We start from the raw sequence: 17,685 nt of genomic DNA, 5'->3' as shown, positions 1-17,685 counted from the left end.
CAACGCCGCCAGCAATGAAAGCTGAGCCATTTGTGGCAAGCGCCAGCCGGTCAGGTCGCCGGGCCTGGCGCTAGCGGTGAGAAACCGGAATCCGATGCCAGTTCGGCATCGGATTTTTTGTGCGCAGGCCATTCCCTTCCGAGTAAGTCGCATCTGGCCATCAAAGGGCTGCCGGGCCCGTTCAGCTCCCGCTGCGACCTTCCTCATGGGGTTCGGTCAGTGCGCGACGGTACTTGGCATAAAGGTCGTCGGACATGTTACTGGCGCCCAGGATCTTCAGCGCGAAGGACTTCACTTCGGTATCGCTGTTCGGCTGCTGCGGCGCTGGCTGGCTGCTGCAGCCTGCCAGCCAGAAGGGCACGGTCAGGGTGAGGAGGGCGAGGGCACGGTTCATGGTTTTAGGCACGCAGGGAAGTTCGGGACGGATGTCAGGCTAACAATCACGCGGATCGAGCAGAAATCATCCCGTTTGATAGTGAGTATCGTTATGGTGACTTCCGACTCATGGAGTTGTCAGAAGGTTCCCTTCCTGCGGCGTTTTCCAGCGATTGCGGATATCCTTCGCCGCTGTTCATCTCTTCTCAGGACTCCCCCATGAAAGCGCAACTCGTCGAACTCCTTACTCTGATCAGCTCGGGCTGCCTGGACGAGGCCGAGATCGAGCAGATCGCCGACGAGGCCGCCCAGGCCTACGCCGATCCGGTGGCCTTCCACACGGCCAACCCGGACATCAACTACGACGACAGCTTCCCGATTCCCCTGGGGGAGTGGATGGTGGTGGGCAGCCTGCCGGAAATCGTGCTGTTCCAGGGTGACAGCTACGAAGAGCTGTTCGGTGAAATTCGCGCTTCCTTCGACCCGAGCGTCAATTTCGTCCTGCAGGCCAAGCAGCTGCGCAAGACCGAACCCCTCACCGCGCTGAACCGCATCCAGACCCAGCTCGGCGCGCTCTATCCGGAAAAGGGCGGCTATGTGCTGGTGGATTTCAGCGAGCCGCTGGATGACGAACTGCAGTGCGTGCTGGTCTATCGCAACGATCTGGAGCGCGTCATGGCCCTCTGTGTGGAGATCGGCATTCCCGCGGCACCGGCGCTGGAGGCAGCGCAGGAAGCCGCTCAGGAGTGATCCAGGTCCACGGCTGAAGGACGAAAGCTGCCGATGTGGGTCGGTAGCCAGCGGTAATAGAAGTGAAAGGCGAACAGCCGGGGATGCCGGCAGGTACCGAGCGTTGCCTGCCTGCCGAGCTCCGGCGCTTACATATGCAGAAGGCCGATGCGCTGCATTTCCCGTAGGGCATTGCACTCCTCGAGCGCCTGCCGCACCTGCTTGCCACGCGCCAGGTCGGCTGCGTGGAAGCAGATCCTTGGCAGCAATGGCTGGCTCATCATTGTGAATCGGTCTGCCTGAGCAGGGCGCTCAGGTCCACCAGGAGGTGGCCGCCGATCATCCGCGATGGCACTTCGCCGAGGTCGATCCATCGCTGCACCACGGCCAGCCGGTCACTCATGCCGATCAATTGCGCGAAGCGCTCGGGCGTAAGGTAGTAACTGCCTGCGCGTAGGTCCGGGGAGAACGATTCTTCCACTTTCATGCTGCATCCTGCACCATCGGAAATCGCTCGAAACGTCGGGTTCGAGCCCCTGTCGATATGGGAATTTATCCTGATTATTAGGATTTTATAGCCGGGCTTTGCAGTCTCGGACACGGATGACACATGGTGAAGAAACGTTTCCTGTTCAGTGCAGGAGAAAGACTACGGGCGCTTCGTTCGCTAACTGGACTTTCGCGCCGCGCATTTGCCGAAACCGTCGGTATGAAAGAGAAAGACGTGGAGAACATCGAGTACGGCAACCAACGTATGCGCGACGAGGACTTTGAGAAAGTCTGCAGTGAATACGAGGATTTCAGCCGCTGGATCACCTACGAGGGGCCGATCGATTCCACCGAGGTGACCTGGAAGGTCGCCGACTCCGCCCAGCGCGCGGCGGTCTATCTGGTCAAGCGCCATCCGCAGCTGCTCGCCAGCAGTGACCTGAGCCTGGAGGAGTGGCAGGCACGCCACCATGAGGTGCTGGAAAGCCTGTGCGAGGAGGAGCGTCGTATCCGCGAGGAAGATGCCGGAGAGTAATGCAGGCTGTCAGTTCGCCCGGTCGGTGCGCCGCAGATAGCCGATGACATCCGGCGCGCCCGCCTCCCGCAGCCCCTGGCCGAAGGTGTCGGACTGCGGATGGTCCTTGGGCAACAGCAGGCTTTCCGGGGTTTCCGTATTGAACAGGCCGAAGCGCGCGTAGGGCATGCCGGTTTCCAGCAGTAGACCCATGAATGCCGGGTCGCTCCAGGCCTGCGCCGGCATTGCCAGCATGTGGAAATCGCGATCCAGCTCGTCCAGGACCGCCGTGCGCAGCTCGAAGCTCTGAATGATCGCCGGCAGGGTGATCTCCAGTCCGCGCCGCCGGGCATAGACCACGGCGCTGGCCATCTCGTAGGCGTGATTGTCGTCATCCCAGAACAGCCGCTTGCCATGCCAGCTGGCGCGCCGCAGCTGCAAGGCCGCCTGGCGCTCGAAGCCTGGCAGCGCCTGGCCGAGCACCCGGGTGAAGTCGTTGTAGCTGATGATCCGCACCTTGCGGCCGCTGTCGCTGTGCGCCAGTTCCTCCAGCGTTGCCAGGGGGCTGTCCTGCAGGGCGCGCTGGCACAGGCCGTCGAGCGAGCGCAGGTCGAGGGCTGGCTGCTCGTCGCTGTGGCTGCCGACCAGACGCTTGAGCACGGCGTGGATGCGCGCCTTGTCCTCCTGCACCGGTCCGGACAGCGCGCCGCGTGGCAGGTCGATCAGGCGATGCAGCTGTGTACCGGATTGCCAGCCGATGCCGCTGGTGCAGGCGTCGAGCGCCTTGAACGGCAGGGACAGGGTGCGGCTGCGTTCCGCGACGTTATGGGCATCGGCACCGCCAAGCCCCAGGCGCTGGGCGAGGGTGGCCAGGCGGCTGGTCATGCTGCGGTGGCGAGGGGACTGGCTCATGTGCGACGCAAGACTCCCGATGGCCGGATGGTCAGTGCAGGAAGCGCCGCTGAGAAGGCACGGCGAATTGCCCTAAGCATAGAAAACCCTGGCGTCGTTTGGCGCATGCGTTGTGGCAAAATTCTTCCCTTCACTCGGGGAGGCCTCCATGGCTTGCGTGGTGCTGGACATCTACCTGCCCGTGGACAGGCTGCAGGCAGTCTACCGCGGGGACGCCAATCGCGTGCTGGTGGTCAGCCGCGATGGACGCCGGATCAACCTGCCGGCCCATCATCTGCGCCCCTTCATCACGCACTCCGGCGTACAGGGTAGCTTCGAGATGGAGTTCGATGACGCCGGGCGGCTGTTGGCGCTGCGCCGCCTCGCCTGAGCGGGTCGCTGCCGGCTATAATAACGCCCCATTTTGCCGACCGATGCCCGACCATGTACAGCCTGGCCCGTGAGCTCCTGTTCAAGCTTTCCCCGGAAACTTCCCACGAATTGTCCATCGACCTGATCGGTGCCGGCGGCCGTCTCGGCCTCAATGGCCTGCTGACCAAGGCGCCGGCCAGCCTGCCGGTGAAAGTGATGGGCCTGGAGTTCGCCAACCCGGTGGGACTGGCGGCCGGCCTGGACAAGAACGGCGACGCCATCGATGGCTTCGCGCAACTGGGCTTCGGCTTCGTCGAAATCGGCACCGTCACCCCGCGCCCACAGCCCGGCAACCCCAGGCCGCGTCTGTTCCGCCTGCCGCAGGCTACCGCCATCATCAACCGCATGGGCTTCAACAACCATGGCGTCGATCACCTGATCGAGCGGGTCAAGGCGGCGAAGTACCGTGGCGTGCTGGGCATCAATATCGGCAAGAACTTCGATACGCCGGTCGAGCGGGCGGTGGATGATTACCTGATCTGCCTGGACAAGGTCTACGCCCACGCCAGTTACGTGACGGTCAACGTCAGCTCGCCGAATACGCCCGGCCTGCGCAGCCTGCAGTTCGGCGACTCGCTCAAGCAGCTGCTCGAGGCCCTGCGTCAGCGCCAGGAAGACCTGGCCGCGCAGCACGGTCGCCGCGTGCCGCTGGCGATCAAGATCGCCCCGGACATGAGCGACGAGGAAACCGCCATGGTGGCCGCTGCGCTGATCGAGTCGGGCATGGACGCGGTGATCGCCACTAACACCACGCTGGGTCGCGAAGGCGTCGAGAACCTGCCCTTCGGCAATGAGGCGGGCGGATTGTCGGGCGCGCCGGTGCGCGAGAAGAGCACCCACATCGTCAAGGTGCTGGCTGGTGAGCTGGGCGGGCGTCTGCCGATCATCGCCGCCGGCGGTATCACCGAGGGCATCCATGCGGCGGAGAAGATCGCCGCGGGGGCGAGCCTGGTGCAGATATATTCGGGCTTCATCTACAACGGGCCGGCGCTGATCCGCGAGGCGGTGGATGCGATCGCTGCGGCCAAGCGCGGCTGAAAACAGCGGAGAAATAAAAAAGGGCTCCTTATCGGAGCCCTTGGGCTTGCGCCCTTCCGCCCGGATGGGGCGGCTTGGGGAAATCGGTGTGAACCTGGATTCAGCCGCTTGCGTGCTGCATCTGGTTCTGACGTTGAATACCGGCGGCGCCGGTCAAACCATCCCAGTTGTCGCCACGGCCCTCACGCCAGCCATTGAGCCAGGATTGCCGTGCGGTGGGATGGGTAAACGGACAGAGGTCGCGAGATTTTCCAGTAATGCCGTGCTGATAACCACGCAAAAAGGCTCTTTCCAACGGATCACGCTTAAGTCTTCTCATAGGGTGTTGCCCTCACTTGCTGACTGTTATGTCCCGTTGGCCCCCCCAGGGAGGCCCGGCGGATTGTCCGCCAATGGAGCGCATTGCCGGCGTGACGCGCTCCGCCCGTTAACATTGCGATAACGGATTAAGCTGAGTTCTAACCAATGCCTTCGGGGCTGTGAACAACCAATTTGTCATAAAGACTTAACTCTTATGGAATCAAGCCATAAGAATTTGCCCGGTTGGAAAGTGCCATCATCGCGTAACCCCCAAGGGGCGCGGGGTTCTACCGGGTCAAGGGGAAAGTGTGTCTAATTGCGACTTTCTCTCATTCCGACGAGCGGGCCAGCGATGTGCGACTCGGGGTCGCAGACAAATTGAACTTCCGTCCCGGAAAATGAACACCGATTGCTGTTCGCGGAAAACCTATCGCGCGGATGGCCGACGAGGCTCCCTGGAGGAGCTTCATTAAAAAGAAAGGGCTGCGGCCCGGGAAGATTGACATGGCGGAACACTACGAATTTTTCCTGACCTGCCCCAAGGGGCTCGATGGCCTGTTGCTGGACGAGGCCCAGGCACTGGGTCTTGAAGAGGCACGCGCCCAGGTGTCGGCGGTACGCGGGCAGGGCGACCTGGAAACGGCTTATCGACTGTGCCTGTGGTCGCGCCTGGCGAACCGGGTGTTGCTGGTGCTTTCGCGCTTTCCGGTGAATAACGCCGAAGACCTCTACATGGGCGTCAACGCCGTTCAATGGAGCGATCATCTGGACGCCGGCGGCAGTCTCGCTGTGGAGTTCAGCGGCAAGGGCTCGGGCATCGACAACACCCACTTCGGTGCGTTGAAGGTCAAGGACGCCATCGTCGACAACCTGCGCGCCGAGTTCGGCAAGCGGCCGACGGTGGACAAAGTGAACCCGGACATCCGTGTTCACCTGCACCTGGATCGCGGCCAGGCTGTGCTGTCGCTGGACCTCTCCGGGCATAGCTTGCACCAGCGTGGCTACCGTCTCCAGCAGGGCGCTGCGCCACTGAAGGAAAACCTCGCCGCCGCCGTGCTGATCCGTGCCGGCTGGCCGAAGATCGCCGCTGAAGGCGGCGCATTGTCCGACCCTATGTGTGGTGTTGGCACCTTCCTCATCGAGGCCGGCCTGATCGCTGCCGACGTTGCGCCGAACCTCAAGCGCGAGCGCTGGGGCTTCACCAATTGGCTGGGCCATGTGCCGGCAATCTGGAAGAAGCTGGTCGAGGAAGCCCAGCACCGCGCCGAAGTCGGCCTGGCGAAGACGCCGCTGTGGATTCGCGGCTACGAGGCCGATCCGCGACTGATCCAGCCGGCGCGCAACAACATCGAGCGCGCAGGGTTGGCCGAGTGGGTGAAGATCTACCAGGGTGAACTGGCGACCTTCGAGCCGCGCCCGGACAAGGGACAGAAGGGCCTGATCATCTGCAACCCGCCCTATGGCGAGCGCCTGGGTGATGAAGCCAGCCTGCTCTACCTTTACCAGCATCTGGGTGAGCGTCTGCGCCAGAGCTGTCTGGGCTGGAGCGCCGGGGTATTCACCGGTGCGCCGGAGTTGGGCAAGCGCATGGGTATCCGCAGCCACAAGCAATACGCGTTCTTCAACGGCGCGTTGCCTTGCAAGCTGATCATGCTGGATGTGGAACCGCGTCAGTTCGTGACCGGAGAACGCGGCGAGCGCAGTGAGTCGACGCCGGGCCAGGGCGCCGCGGCGATCGAGCAGGCGCGCCTGAGCGAAGGCGGGCAGATGTTCGCCAACCGCCTGCAGAAGAACCTCAAGCAGCTGGGCAAATGGGCGCGCAAGGAAAAGATCGAGTGCTACCGCCTGTATGACGCGGACATGCCCGAGTACGCCCTGGCCGTGGACCTGTACCGAGATTGGGCGCATGTGCAGGAGTACGCCGCGCCCAAGTCCATCGACCCGGCCAAGGCCCAGGCCCGCCTGCTCGATGCCCTGGCGGCGCTGCCGCAGTCGTTGGGCATTCCCACCGAACGTATCGTGATCAAGCGCCGCGAGCGTCAGGCCGGCAAGAAGCAGTACGAACGGCAGAACGCCGAAGGCCGCTTCATGGAAGTGGAAGAGGGAGGCGTCAAGCTGCTGGTCAACCTGACCGACTATCTCGACACCGGTCTGTTCCTCGACCACCGGCCGATGCGCCTGCGCATCCAGCGTGAGGCCAAGGGCAAGCGCTTCCTCAACCTGTTCTGCTACACCGCCACGGCCACCGTGCACGCGGCCAGGGGCGATGCACGCAGCACCACCAGCGTCGACTTGTCGAAGACCTACCTGGATTGGGCTCGGCGCAATCTGTCGCTGAACGGCTTCTCGGACAAGCAGCGTCTGGTGCAGAGCGACGTGATGGAGTGGCTGCGCGAGGATCGGGGTGAATATGAGCTGATCTTCATCGATCCGCCGACCTTCTCCAACTCCAAGCGCATGGAAGGCGTGTTCGATGTGCAGCGTGACCACGTCGAGCTGATCGACCTGGCCATGGCGCGCCTGGCCAAGGGCGGGGTGCTGTACTTCTCCAACAACTTCCGCAAGTTCGAGCTGGACGAGGGGTTGGTGGCGCGCTACCAGGTCGAGGAAATCAGTGCACAGACACTGGACCCGGACTTCGCGCGCAACGGCAAGATTCACCGGGCCTGGCGCATCAGCGTACGCTGATGCTGGCTGGCGCACGGCCGCCTGTGGCCGTGCGTCGAGTGAGTTTCTGGGCAATCTGCCACTATCTGCTATAAGAACTGGGTACTTTTTCCGCAGCCCTGAAAGCGGGAGTCCCCATGACTCAGTTGCCGGCCTATGAGCAGTTGCCTGCCGCTCGGGGAGTCGCTCGCCAAAAGAAGGCGTTGCGTGCGGCTGGCATGGTGCTGGCTGCGGGGATACTGCTGACGGCGCTGCTGGGCTGGAATGTCTGGCGCGATGCGCGCACGGCCCTGGAGCAACAGTTCGCCCTGGCGGCCAACGAGCGGGTCGACCGCGTCCGTGAGCGATTGCTGCTGCAGAGCAGCGAACTGGAATCCATCCAGCGCTTCTTCGAGAACTCCAATGAGGTATCGCGCGAGGAGTTCGAACACTTCGTCAGTCCCTTGCTGGGCGATACCCTGGGATATGCCTGGCTGCCCAGGATCGAGCAGGGCGGACGCGCGTCGTTCGAAGAGCGGGTCCAGGCCTCGGGGATGCTCGACTATCTGATCCACGATCTCGATTCGCAGGGCCATCCGCTTCCCGCTCCGGTCCGCGAGCGCTACTTTCCCGTGCTCTACGGGGCGTCCGAGTATTTGCAGGAGTTGCCGCTCGGACTCGATCTGAGTTCCACCGTACCGGGGCGCGAGCTGACGCAGCGGGTGCTCATCGGCCGGCAGTTGGCCGCGTCGATGCCGGTGGTCCTGCCGGGGGCGCCAGCCGAGGACGCGGCCGGTGTCCTGCTGGCCGCGCCGTTCTACCTGGGCAGCGTGACGACCCGTTCCGTGGAGGAAAACCTGGGTGGCCTGCAAGGCATGCTGGTGGCTGCGATCAGCTATCGCCTGCTGATCGAACAGGGCATGGATGCGGGAAGCCTGGCACAACTGGCCCTGACATTGCGCGATAGCGCCGAGCCGGGCGTGGACGTGCCGATGTATCGCAGTGCAGTGAAAGCCGCACAGGGTTCCGGGCTGGTGGCGGAGCGGCACCTGGATTTCGCCGGGCGGGACTATCTCGTTCGTATCGAGCCTTCCGACGACTTTCTGCAACGCAACGAGGGGCAACCGCAGCTGTGGGTGCTGCTGGGCGGGCTCTTGACCTCACTGCTGCTGGCTGGCTACGTGCTGGCGCTGCTGGGGCAACGCCAGCGCGCGCTGCAACTGGTGGAGGAGCGTACCGCCGAGTTGCGCGCCAACCAGTTGGAGCTGCAGGAGAACCAGGCGCGCCTGCACTTCGCCATGGATAGCGCCGGTCATGGCGTATGGGACTGGAATGTCAACCTGGGCAAGGTGTTCTATTCCCATGCCTGGAAAGCCATGCTGGGTTTTCGCGATGCGGAAATCGGTACGAGCCCCGACGAGTGCATGCGCCGGGTTCATCCTGATGATCAGGCCGCCCGCACCGAGTCGCTGCAGCGACACTTGCGTGGCGAGACGTCGCTGTACCAGAGCGAGCACCGCTTGCGCTGCAAGAGTGGCCGTTGGCTGTGGGTGCTGGATCGTGGCCAGGTGGTGGAGCGCGGCAACGACGGCTCACCGCGACGCATGATCGGTACGCAGACCGATATCAGTTCGCGCAAGGCGGTGGAGCTGGAGCTGGGCGAGGTCAACAACCGCCTGCACGGCCTCCTCGATGCGGCGACCCAGGTCGCCATCGTGTCCACTGACCTGCGCGGTTTCGTGCGCAGCTTCAATGTCGGCGCCGAGCGCCTGTTCGGCTACAGCGCGCGGGAAGTGCTGGGTCGACCGGTGCCGGAAAACATCTTTGTCAAGGAAGAGATCCGCCGCCGGGCGCATGATCTGTCGAGCGTCCTGGGGCGCGAGATCCGCGGGTTCGAGGTGGTCGGCGCGCTGGTCGGCGAAGGGCACGAGGAATACGAGTGGACCTGCGTTCGCCGCGATGGCCGACAGCTGAAGATCAACCTGATCATCACTGGCGTGCGGGATTCGTCGGGCGGGATGACCGGTTACCTGGGCATCGCCACCGACATTACCCGGCGCAAGGAAGCCGAGCTTGAGCTGCGGCGGCTTTCGGTCACCGATGCGCTGACCGGCGTGCACAACCGACGCTACTTCAAGGAGCAGCTGGAATTAAGCATGGCGCGCAGCTCACGCGGCGGCGAGCCGTTGTCGCTGGTGATGTTCGACGTCGATCACTTCAAGGACATCAATGATCGCTTTGGCCATGAGGCCGGCGACACCGTGCTGATCACCTTGTGCCAACGAGTCTCCCAACGCCTGCGCAAGGTGGATGTGTTCTGCCGGCTGGGTGGGGAGGAGCTGGTGGTGCTGTGTCCGGGCAGCTCGGTGGAGCAGGCCATGCAGCTGGCCGAGGCGCTGTGGCAGGCACTGCGCAGCCAGCCGGTGGAGGGGATCGGCGTGGTGACGGCGAGCTTCGGGGTGGCCGGCTGGCGCATCGGCGAGACCGCCGACGATCTGCTGCGCAAGGTGGACCGTGCGGTGTACCGCGCCAAGCGGCAGGGACGGGATTGCCTGGAACGCGACGACGAGTAAGGGCCCCGGCGAACGCCGGAGCCCCTGTTCGTCATTCGCCCGCGCGTTTGGTGCTGCTGTAGAGATCCAGCAGTACCTGGTCGAGGATGGAAGACGCTCCCCACGGACGGTTGCTGTTGAGGATCGCCACCACCACCCAGGTACGCCCATTGGCATCACGGCTGAAGCCGGCCAGGGCGCGTACGGTGTTCAGGGTGCCGGTCTTGACGTGCGCCTCACCGGCCATCGGGGTGCCGCGCAGGCGTTTGCGCATGGTGCCGTCCTTCGCCACGATCGGCAGCGAGGAGATGTACTCCGCGGCGTACGGGCTGTGCCATGCGGCTTGCAGCATCGCAGCCATTTCGCGGGCACTGACGCGCTCGTCGCGGGACAGCCCGGAGCCGTTCTCCATCACCAGGTGAGTGGCGGTGATGCCTTTGCGCGCCAGCCATTGGCGAACCACCCGTTGCGCGGCCTGGGCGTCATCGGCGTCCGCACCGCTGCGGAAATGCGCGCCGAGGGATAGGAACAGCTGACGCGCCATGGTGTTGTTGCTGTACTTGTTGATGTCGCGGATGACTTCGACCACATCCGGCGATTCAGCGCGGGCGACCAACTTGGCGCTCTTCGGCACACTGCCTTCGCGGTCCTTGCCCATGATGGTGCCGCCCAGTTCCTGCCAGATCCCGCGAACGGCGCCAGCGGTGTAGCCGGGGTGGTCGAGCAGCGACATGTAGGTCTGGGCGCTGCAGCCCAGGGGAATCTGGCCGGTCGCCACCAGCGAGGTGCCGTCGAACTGGGTGACCGGGCTGAAGCGCAGCTTCGGCCAGGCCGGGCAGGGCTCGGCCTTGCTCACCTGGATCTGATTGTCGATACGTACGTTGGCCAGTGGCGGGTCCATCAGCACGCTAGCCTTGCCGCCATCGGAACGCACGACCAGGCGCACGCTCTTGAGGTTGACCATCAGGGAGTCGGGGCCGACCAGGAAGGGCTTGTTGTCGTCGCCGCCGTCGTCGTTGAACACCGGCAGTTGCGGGATGTTGAAGTAGCTGCGGTCCAGCACCAGGTCACCAGTGACCTTGCTGACGCCATTGGCGCGCAGGTCGCGCATGAGCAGCCAGAGCTTCTCCATGTTCAGCTTGGGATCGCCGCCACCCTTGAGGTAGAGGTTGCCGTTGAGCACGCCATCCTTGAGCTGGCCGTCGGTGTAGAACTCGGTCTGCCACTTGTAGGTGGGGCCGAGCATCTCCAGGGCGGCGTAGGTGGTGAACAGCTTCATGGTCGAGGCTGGGTTCACCGAAACATCGGAATTGAAATAGGTAGCGTTGCCGGGGCCTTCGAGGGGAATCATCACCAGCGACAGCGCGTCATTGTTCAGCTTGCTGGCCTTCAGGGCCTTTTCGACGCGATCAGGCAGGGTGGTGTTGATCTGGGCCAGGGCCGGCAGGGTGAGCGGTAGCAATGTGGCGAAGGCGAGAACACGCAGAGATTTGAACATAGGAAAGGTGACATCCCAGTGGTCGGGCATTGACATGAAAAAATGAAAAGATGAAACGCAATAATACGAATGAACGCTCCTTGTTCCCCCGGAGCTGCGGACATTATGCCGCAAGCTGCCGCGGGTTGCGCTGGGCAACACATGCCAGTTGTCATGGCAGGGCCGGCGGAGCTGTTAATGTTGTGGATGACCTGTCCGGATCGCGCCGGACAGTTGGAATTGTCATGATGAGGTCGAACCGTCGTCTTATCCGCAGGAGATTGTCAGATGGCCACTAATCGTTCCCGTCGTTTGCGCAAGAAGCTGTGTGTCGATGAATTCCAGGAGTTGGGATTCGAGTTGAGCTTCCAATACAAGGAGGGGCTGGATGCAGCGGCGATCGCGGCATTCATGCAGCGCTTCGCATCCGATGCGGTAGAGCCCAACGACATGGTGTATGGCGGCTGTGACGAGTACGGCTTCGTCTGCCTGGCACAGCGCGGCTCGGTCAGCGAAGAGCAGCGCGCCATTGTCGACGGCTGGCTCAAGCTGCAGCCGGAACTCGCCGGCTTCACGGCAGGGCCGTTGATGGACGCCTGGTATCCGGATCAGCCGATCAACGCAACAGCGCAATAGCGGTGCGCTCGAGATGCACTTGCTGCCGAGGGCAGCGGTGCATCCGGGGTGTCATGCGCTTTTCTTGCCCAGTGTTCGCAGCAGCGTCCGCTGCTCCAGGGGTTTGGACAGGCAGGCGAGAAGGGGAAGGCCGCTTGCCTTGAGGTTTTTCTCCAGCGCCCGCAGTTCGTCGTTTTCCTTGCAACTGAACAGTATCGCCTGGCGTATGCCACCGCTGCTCACCAGTTCGTTGAGCAGCTCTATGCCGCTGACTCCCGGGAGATTGATGTCGCACAGCAGCAGGTCGAAGGGCCTGCCGCGGCGTTGGCAAGCCTCGCGGGCCTCCTCCGCGTCCAGCGCTGGCGTCAGGTAGAAGAACTCCATCCGGTTAAGATGCATCTGCATGGCGATGTCTCCTGGGGCATCGAGTGTTCGAGTTCCCGGTGGTTGTCTCTAGTTCGCGGTTGAAATAAATATCCGAGCATATGGCATTGCTTGCCTATTCAGTTCGAAGTGCAGGTTTGAATTTTTATCAGGCCCAGGAAATATATTCGGAAACTTGCTCCGTGTTTGGAGTTGGTTTGGCGTATGAATGATTGTCCGTTATGTTGTCGGCTGGTTTCTGAAATTGTCTTTGGTTGAAAATGTGCTTCTAAATCCTGATAACTTTGATTTTGCTGAGCTTCCTTGGTGTTGTGCGGGAGGAAGTAAAGTTGCGGATGATTTACCTGTGTGCTTATAAGTATCGAATTGTCCTGCCAGTGTTGTCAGGCGGCTTGGTCTTTCAACTTCATTCTGTACTTGAGATTTGTGCCATTCGGCCAGGTTCGGTATCAGCCAATATAATTTGGCGGATACACCATTCACCCCTGTCGTGACCTCGATCAGGACCTCCTATACGCCCTGGCGAAACTCCTGCGGGTCGTCCAGTACGTGGGGCGTAGCGCGAAGAGTGCGGGGGGCGAGCGTCAAGATCGAGCAGGGCGGGCTGGCTCGGGGGCGGAAGATTCTCCGGGATCATCAATTGCGTGGTGGTCATCCTGGAGTTCCATTATGGACAGGGGGCCTGTCGATAGTGCGGAAGCGGTCAAAAAAGCGATGTCGGTGTTTTGCTCAATTGATGTCAGAAGATTCCGTCGAGAAATCGGATATAGGGACTAGGCTTTTTGTTTTGTTGAAGATGCGAGGCCGGGCTCTTAGGTGTTTTGTAGGATATCTACGCTTGTTGTGTAGGATTCTCCCTTGATGATTAATATCGAGGGGGGGTCGTCTCGACAGAGCAAGCTTAGAAGATATCTTACCGGCAGATATTTCACTTGATGAAAACTGTCGGAGGGATTCCGTGAGCAAGGTACTTATTGTCGATGACCACCCGGTGATCCGCATGGCGATGCGGGTATTGCTGGAAAAAGAAGGCCATGTCGTCGTAGGCGAGACGGACAACGGCGTGGATGCTCTCTCCCTGGTCAAGGACCTGGTTCCGGATCTGGTTGTCCTGGATATCGGAATTCCCCGCCTGGATGGCCTGGAGGTCATCAGCCGAATTTCCGCCTTCGATCTGCCGCTGAAAATCCTGGTGCTGACCGGGCAGAGCGCCTCCCTGTTCGCCATGCGCTGCATGCAGGCCGGCGCTTCGGGCTTCGTCTGCAAGCAGGGAGGGCTGGCCGAACTGATCAGCGCGGTCAGCGCCGTGGTGGCGGGATACAACTACTTCCCCAGCACCGCCATTCGGCAGACGCGCAGAAACAGCGGGCAAATGGACGACCAGGAGCTCATCCAGCGCCTCTCCGACCGCGAGATGGCCGTACTCCAGTATCTGGCAAACGGCTACTCGAACAAGGAGATCTCCGAGCAGATGTTCATCAGCAACAAGACGGTCAGTACCTACAAGACGCGCCTGCTGTTGAAGCTGAACGCTCATTCCCTGGTCGATCTGATCGAGTTTGCCAAGCGAAACGCTCTGGTCTGAGGTGTGCGATGTTCAACTGGCGTGGGCACCTTCGCGTTGCACTGGCGGCGATACTGCTGGTGGGCTGCCTCGGTGCTGTGGGAGCGGATTTGCCCTCCTGGTCCTCGATGAATCTACTGGCGCGCTCGTCGGATGTCCCGGTCAAGGTTCACCTGGATGAGACGGATTGGCAGTGGCTGCGGAGCAAGCGCACCCTCGTGCTGGGGGTGACTGCGCCCGATTACGCGCCGTTCGACGTCACCGCCAGTGGTACGGATCTGGAGGGTGTCACCGCCGATTACATGGGCGTGATCGCCGAGGCGCTGAATGTGCGCGTCGAAGTGCGCCGCTACGCTGATAGAAACTCTGCGATCGACGCACTCCAGCACGGCGAGATCGACCTGTTGAGCCGTGCGACCCACTACGAGTCGAGCGCTCCAGGGATCAGCCTGTCCCAACCCTATTTCACCAATCAGTCAGTCGTCGTTGGCCCCCCGGGCGTGCGCCTGGACAGGGGGGAGCAGTTGCTGGGCAAGCGCATTGCGGTCGTCAGTGACTACTTCTCCAGCGAGGAGATCGCCCGGTACTTTCCCAAGGCCACGGTCATGCCTTCCCCATCCGTGCGGCAAGCGCTTGAGTCGGTAGCATTCGGCCAGGCGGATCTGTTCGTGGGGGACGCGTTCAGCGCGCAGTACGTGATCAACCAGGGCTATCTCGCCAACCTGAAGCCGCTCAATTTCGCCGGCTTCAATGGCGCGGGTTTCAGCTTTGCCGTCAGGAGCTCCGATGATCCCTTGCTGAGGATCCTCGATCACGCATTGGCCGCGACGCCGCAACAACTCGACAACGCCATCCAGCGTCGCTGGAGTCCGGGGGGTGCCTATTCCATCGCCAACCAGCGACTGATCCTCACTCCCCAGGAGCAGCGCTGGATCGAGCGTAACCCGCACCCGGTCCTGGTGGTCGATCGAGCGCTGGCGCCGATTTCCTTTTTCGATTCACAGCAGAATTTCCGCGGGCTCACTGCGGACCTGCTGGACCTCATCCATGCGCGCACGGGACTGAGCTTCGACGTGCGGCCTGAGTCGAGCGTTACTGTAATGCTGGACGACGTCAGGAATGGAAAGGCGGCGGCAATTGGCGCATTGACGCCGACCGTGGAGCGGGAGGAGTGGTTGACGTTCACCCGACCCTACATGACGGCGTCCTTTGTCGTGGTGGTACCAAAGCATGCTGAATGGTTCCACACCTTGGCCGATCTTCGCGGCCGCCGTGTGGCCGTGCCCAAGGACTCCGTCCTGGAAAACTACATGCGCGAGCAGTATCCGGAAGCGCAAATCGTGCCGGTGGAAAATAACATCGATGACCTGCCGATGATCAGTGAGGGCAAGGTGGACGCGGGCATTCATCTGTCGACCTCGGCCAATTACCTGATCTCGCGTTACTACCGGGACCTGCGTGTTGCCGCCTCCCTCGATCGCGAGCCTGGACAGTTCTCGATTGCCGTGTCGCAGACGGACCCTGAGCTCCTGAGTATCCTGAACAAGGCAATACTGGCCATCTCCCCGGATGACATGGCCAACGTCATCGGCCGCTGGTCGGCGAGTGTCGAGGGCCCCGATAGCATCTGGGAAGGCTATCGCACCCGGATAGTGCAACTGGTCTGGGGCGGCATCGTGTTGATTTGCGCGGTGCTGCTGTGGAACTGGCGCCTGCAGGTGAAGGTTCGCCGCCGTCAGTTGTCGGAGAAGGAACTCAGCTATCGGCTCGGGTTCAAGCGCGCGATGATCGACGGAATCCCTCATCCCATTGCGGTGCGTAATCGCGAGGGACGCCTGCTCACCTGCAATCGCAGCTTCCTGGAGGTGACGGGCATGACGCGTGAAAGCGCTCAAGGCAGTCGCCTCATCGATTGCGATTGGTTGCCTGCCGAGGAGGCTCAGGCGTTGCACGATGAGCTCCTCCAGGCGATGGCTCAAGGGCAGGCATTGACGGCGGACCGGGTTCTCCGGTTGCGCGGAAACGAGATGGAGGTCTACCACTGGGCGACGCCCTATCGCGGGGAGAAAGGCGAGGTGCTGGGATTGGTGAGCGGCTGGCTCGATGTCACCGAGCGCGAGCGCCTGCACCATCAGTTGCAGTTTGCCAAGGACCTGGCCGAAGAAGCCAACCGCGCCAAGAGTACCTTCCTGGCCAACATGAGCCACGAAATCCGCACCCCGATGAATGCGGTGATCGGCATGCTCGAGCTGGCCTTGACCCGCTCGGATCACGGGCATTGGGAGCGTGAGCCGGTTGAGGTTGCCTATGACTCGGCCAAGTCACTGCTGACTCTGATCGGCGACATCCTCGATGTCGCCAAGATCGAGTCGGGCCGTTTGACGCTGATGCCGGAGCGGGCTCGCTTGCGTGAGCTGGTCGAGTCCATTGCCCGAGTGTTCGATGGCCTGGCGCGACAGAAGGGACTGGAGCTCAAGGTGGAGCTGGAGGCGGACGCTGCCTGTGACGTTCTGATCGACCCGCTGCGTTTCAAACAGATCCTGTCGAACCTGGTCAGCAACGCCATCAAATTCACCGACAAGGGGCAGGTGCGGATTCAGGTGTGCGGGGAGCGTCTGGCCGGAGATCGCATCGCGCTGAATGTCGCGGTTGAAGATAGCGGAATCGGGATATCCGCCAGCGATCAGGCACAGCTCTTCGAACCGTTCAGCCAAGCGTCGCAGAGCAGCCACGCCTCTCGTGGCGGTACCGGGCTGGGCCTCACTATCTGCCGCAAGCTGGCAGAAATGATGGGTGGCAGCGTTCGTCTGGACAGTCGGTTGGGATACGGCACGCGGGTCAGCGTGAATCTGCTCTTGCAGGCGTTGGAGCCGATGCTGGAAGAGACGATGGCTCCAAAAGTGGCGCCACAGATCCAGGGCAGGTCGCTCCGGGTGTTGGTCGTTGATGACCATGCCGCCAACCTTCTGTTGCTGACACAGCAGCTCGAGCACCTCGGGCATCAGGTGGACGTCGCAGCTGATGGCGTCCAGGCTCTGCAGATCTGGCATCCCGGGGATTTCGACCTGGTGATTACGGACTGCAACATGCCGGTACTCACCGGTTATGACCTGGCGCGCAGCATTCGTGAACTGGAGTTGGAAATGGAGGTGGAGCCTTGCGTGATATTCGGCTTCACCGCCAATGCCCAGCCCGATGAAGTGGAAAACTGTCGCCGGGCCGGTATGAACGATTGCCTGTTCAAGCCCATCGGCCTTGAGAATCTACGCAAGCGCCTGGAGTCCGTTCCCTGCATTGTGGATGACGCCGAACGTGATACCGCTCAGGGCGTTGATCTCCGGTTGCTGGAGGAAATGACGGAGGGGAACCCTGTCTTGATTCGGCGGCTGCTGGAAGAGCTGCACAGCAGCAACGACACCGACATCGAGCAGGTCGGGCCGTTGCTGGAGGCGCAGGACTGGAAGCGGCTGGGGGACCTGGCGCATCGCATGAAAGGCGCCGCCCGCCTGGTGAATGCACGTGCCCTGCAGGAGGGCTGCGCCGAGCTCGAGGCCGCCTGCCTTGATCATCCGGGCCTAGCCGAGATCCGCGCGAAGGTGTCGGCTGTCGTCTCGGCGATGGACGAACTGCAGCGAGGACTCAGCGAACAACTGGCCAGGTCCGGGCGGGTGGCGTAAGG

General features: G+C 62.2%; 15 protein-coding genes. 9 read left to right on the top strand and 6 right to left on the bottom strand.

All coding sequences use genetic code 11. The features are described 5' to 3' along the window. Nucleotides 1–181: 181 nt before the first annotated feature. Nucleotides 182–394, bottom strand: a complete 213-nt coding sequence (locus GA645_RS19525; protein ID WP_152224623.1) for a hypothetical protein — start codon at nucleotides 392–394, stop codon at nucleotides 182–184. A 200-nt stretch (nucleotides 395–594) separates the two neighbouring features. Between GA645_RS19525 and GA645_RS19520 the strand changes: the two genes are divergently transcribed. Then, a complete protein-coding gene (locus tag GA645_RS19520) occupies nucleotides 595–1,125 on the top strand; it encodes a hypothetical protein (RefSeq protein WP_152224622.1) in 531 nt (176 codons plus the stop codon). 259 nt (nucleotides 1,126–1,384) lie between these two features. Here GA645_RS19520 and GA645_RS19515 read toward each other — a convergent pair whose 3' ends face one another. Next, nucleotides 1,385–1,591 (bottom strand): helix-turn-helix domain-containing protein, encoded by a 207-nt coding sequence (locus GA645_RS19515; protein ID WP_152224621.1) that lies wholly within the window; start codon nucleotides 1,589–1,591, stop codon nucleotides 1,385–1,387. Between the two features lie 123 nt (nucleotides 1,592–1,714). Here GA645_RS19515 and GA645_RS19510 point away from each other — a divergent pair, with 123 nt between their 5' ends. Further along, nucleotides 1,715–2,128, top strand: coding sequence for a helix-turn-helix transcriptional regulator (locus tag GA645_RS19510; RefSeq protein WP_152224620.1), 414 nt, complete (start codon nucleotides 1,715–1,717; stop codon nucleotides 2,126–2,128). A gap of 9 nt (nucleotides 2,129–2,137) precedes the next feature. Here GA645_RS19510 and GA645_RS19505 read toward each other — a convergent pair whose 3' ends face one another. Next, nucleotides 2,138–3,019 carry a DUF6685 family protein gene (locus GA645_RS19505; RefSeq protein WP_152224619.1) on the bottom strand — a complete coding sequence of 294 codons (882 nt, stop codon included), beginning with the start codon at nucleotides 3,017–3,019 and terminating at the stop codon, nucleotides 2,138–2,140. Between the two features lie 148 nt (nucleotides 3,020–3,167). Here GA645_RS19505 and GA645_RS19500 point away from each other — a divergent pair, with 148 nt between their 5' ends. Both GA645_RS19500 and GA645_RS19495 read left to right on the top strand, forming a co-directional pair. Further along, entirely contained in the window at nucleotides 3,168–3,389 is a 222-nt protein-coding gene (locus GA645_RS19500) for a DUF2835 domain-containing protein (RefSeq protein WP_152224618.1), read from the top strand. Nucleotides 3,390–3,442: 53 nt separating this feature from the next. After that, entirely contained in the window at nucleotides 3,443–4,468 is a 1,026-nt protein-coding gene (locus GA645_RS19495; RefSeq protein ID WP_152224617.1) for a quinone-dependent dihydroorotate dehydrogenase, read from the top strand. Between the two features lie 100 nt (nucleotides 4,469–4,568). Here the strand turns inward: GA645_RS19495 and rmf are convergent, their stop codons facing one another. Continuing rightward, the gene (gene rmf, locus GA645_RS19490; RefSeq protein WP_152224616.1) at nucleotides 4,569–4,787 is read right to left on the bottom strand and encodes a ribosome modulation factor; all 219 of its coding nucleotides are present in this window, start codon (nucleotides 4,785–4,787) and stop codon (nucleotides 4,569–4,571) included. Nucleotides 4,788–5,272: 485 nt separating this feature from the next. Between rmf and rlmKL the strand changes: the two genes are divergently transcribed. Together rlmKL and GA645_RS19480 are read left to right on the top strand one after the other, a co-directional pair. After that, nucleotides 5,273–7,456 (top strand): bifunctional 23S rRNA (guanine(2069)-N(7))-methyltransferase RlmK/23S rRNA (guanine(2445)-N(2))-methyltransferase RlmL, encoded by a 2,184-nt coding sequence (gene rlmKL / locus GA645_RS19485; protein WP_152224615.1) that lies wholly within the window; start codon nucleotides 5,273–5,275, stop codon nucleotides 7,454–7,456. A gap of 116 nt (nucleotides 7,457–7,572) precedes the next feature. Then, the gene (locus tag GA645_RS19480) at nucleotides 7,573–9,987 is read left to right on the top strand and encodes a diguanylate cyclase (protein ID WP_152224614.1); all 2,415 of its coding nucleotides are present in this window, start codon (nucleotides 7,573–7,575) and stop codon (nucleotides 9,985–9,987) included. Nucleotides 9,988–10,018: 31 nt separating this feature from the next. Here GA645_RS19480 and dacB read toward each other — a convergent pair whose 3' ends face one another. Further along, the gene (gene dacB, locus GA645_RS19475) at nucleotides 10,019–11,464 is read right to left on the bottom strand and encodes a D-alanyl-D-alanine carboxypeptidase/D-alanyl-D-alanine-endopeptidase (RefSeq protein ID WP_152224613.1); all 1,446 of its coding nucleotides are present in this window, start codon (nucleotides 11,462–11,464) and stop codon (nucleotides 10,019–10,021) included. A 267-nt stretch (nucleotides 11,465–11,731) separates the two neighbouring features. Between dacB and GA645_RS19470 the strand changes: the two genes are divergently transcribed. Then, entirely contained in the window at nucleotides 11,732–12,079 is a 348-nt protein-coding gene (locus GA645_RS19470; protein ID WP_152224612.1) for a YggL family protein, read from the top strand. Nucleotides 12,080–12,130: 51 nt separating this feature from the next. Here the strand turns inward: GA645_RS19470 and GA645_RS19465 are convergent, their stop codons facing one another. Next, a complete protein-coding gene (locus GA645_RS19465; protein ID WP_152224611.1) occupies nucleotides 12,131–12,463 on the bottom strand; it encodes a response regulator in 333 nt (110 codons plus the stop codon). Between the two features lie 937 nt (nucleotides 12,464–13,400). Between GA645_RS19465 and GA645_RS19460 the strand changes: the two genes are divergently transcribed. Together GA645_RS19460 and GA645_RS19455 are read left to right on the top strand one after the other, a co-directional pair. After that, nucleotides 13,401–14,027 carry a response regulator transcription factor gene (locus GA645_RS19460; protein WP_152224610.1) on the top strand — a complete coding sequence of 209 codons (627 nt, stop codon included), beginning with the start codon at nucleotides 13,401–13,403 and terminating at the stop codon, nucleotides 14,025–14,027. Nucleotides 14,028–14,035: 8 nt separating this feature from the next. Then, a complete protein-coding gene (locus tag GA645_RS19455) occupies nucleotides 14,036–17,683 on the top strand; it encodes a transporter substrate-binding domain-containing protein (RefSeq protein ID WP_152224609.1) in 3,648 nt (1,215 codons plus the stop codon). Nucleotides 17,684–17,685 lie beyond the last annotated feature (2 nt).

The sequence above is a fragment of the Pseudomonas sp. SCB32 genome (genome assembly GCF_009189165.1).
In the GTDB taxonomy this organism is placed as follows: Bacteria; Pseudomonadota; Gammaproteobacteria; order Pseudomonadales; family Pseudomonadaceae; genus Pseudomonas.
Note: the sequence above shows the minus strand (reverse complement) of the source record. Positions and strands in the feature narration are given on the sequence as shown.

Excerpts from the sequence above, each read along its gene's own strand:
- GA645_RS19515 (WP_152224621.1), bottom strand. The coding sequence starts at position 1,591 with ATGAAAGTGGAAGAATCGTTCTCCCCGGACCTACGCGCAGGCAGTTAC.
- dacB (WP_152224613.1), bottom strand. The coding sequence starts at position 11,464 with ATGTTCAAATCTCTGCGTGTTCTCGCCTTCGCCACATTGCTACCGCTC.
- GA645_RS19510 (WP_152224620.1), top strand. The coding sequence starts at position 1,715 with ATGGTGAAGAAACGTTTCCTGTTCAGTGCAGGAGAAAGACTACGGGCG.
- GA645_RS19465 (WP_152224611.1), bottom strand. The coding sequence starts at position 12,463 with ATGCAGATGCATCTTAACCGGATGGAGTTCTTCTACCTGACGCCAGCG.
- GA645_RS19480 (WP_152224614.1), top strand. The coding sequence starts at position 7,573 with ATGACTCAGTTGCCGGCCTATGAGCAGTTGCCTGCCGCTCGGGGAGTC.
- rlmKL (WP_152224615.1), top strand. The coding sequence starts at position 5,273 with ATGGCGGAACACTACGAATTTTTCCTGACCTGCCCCAAGGGGCTCGAT.
- GA645_RS19500 (WP_152224618.1), top strand. The coding sequence starts at position 3,168 with ATGGCTTGCGTGGTGCTGGACATCTACCTGCCCGTGGACAGGCTGCAG.
- GA645_RS19505 (WP_152224619.1), bottom strand. The coding sequence starts at position 3,019 with ATGAGCCAGTCCCCTCGCCACCGCAGCATGACCAGCCGCCTGGCCACC.
- rmf (WP_152224616.1), bottom strand. The coding sequence starts at position 4,787 with ATGAGAAGACTTAAGCGTGATCCGTTGGAAAGAGCCTTTTTGCGTGGT.
- GA645_RS19525 (WP_152224623.1), bottom strand. The coding sequence starts at position 394 with ATGAACCGTGCCCTCGCCCTCCTCACCCTGACCGTGCCCTTCTGGCTG.
- GA645_RS19470 (WP_152224612.1), top strand. The coding sequence starts at position 11,732 with ATGGCCACTAATCGTTCCCGTCGTTTGCGCAAGAAGCTGTGTGTCGAT.
- GA645_RS19455 (WP_152224609.1), top strand. The coding sequence starts at position 14,036 with ATGTTCAACTGGCGTGGGCACCTTCGCGTTGCACTGGCGGCGATACTG.
- GA645_RS19520 (WP_152224622.1), top strand. The coding sequence starts at position 595 with ATGAAAGCGCAACTCGTCGAACTCCTTACTCTGATCAGCTCGGGCTGC.
- GA645_RS19495 (WP_152224617.1), top strand. The coding sequence starts at position 3,443 with ATGTACAGCCTGGCCCGTGAGCTCCTGTTCAAGCTTTCCCCGGAAACT.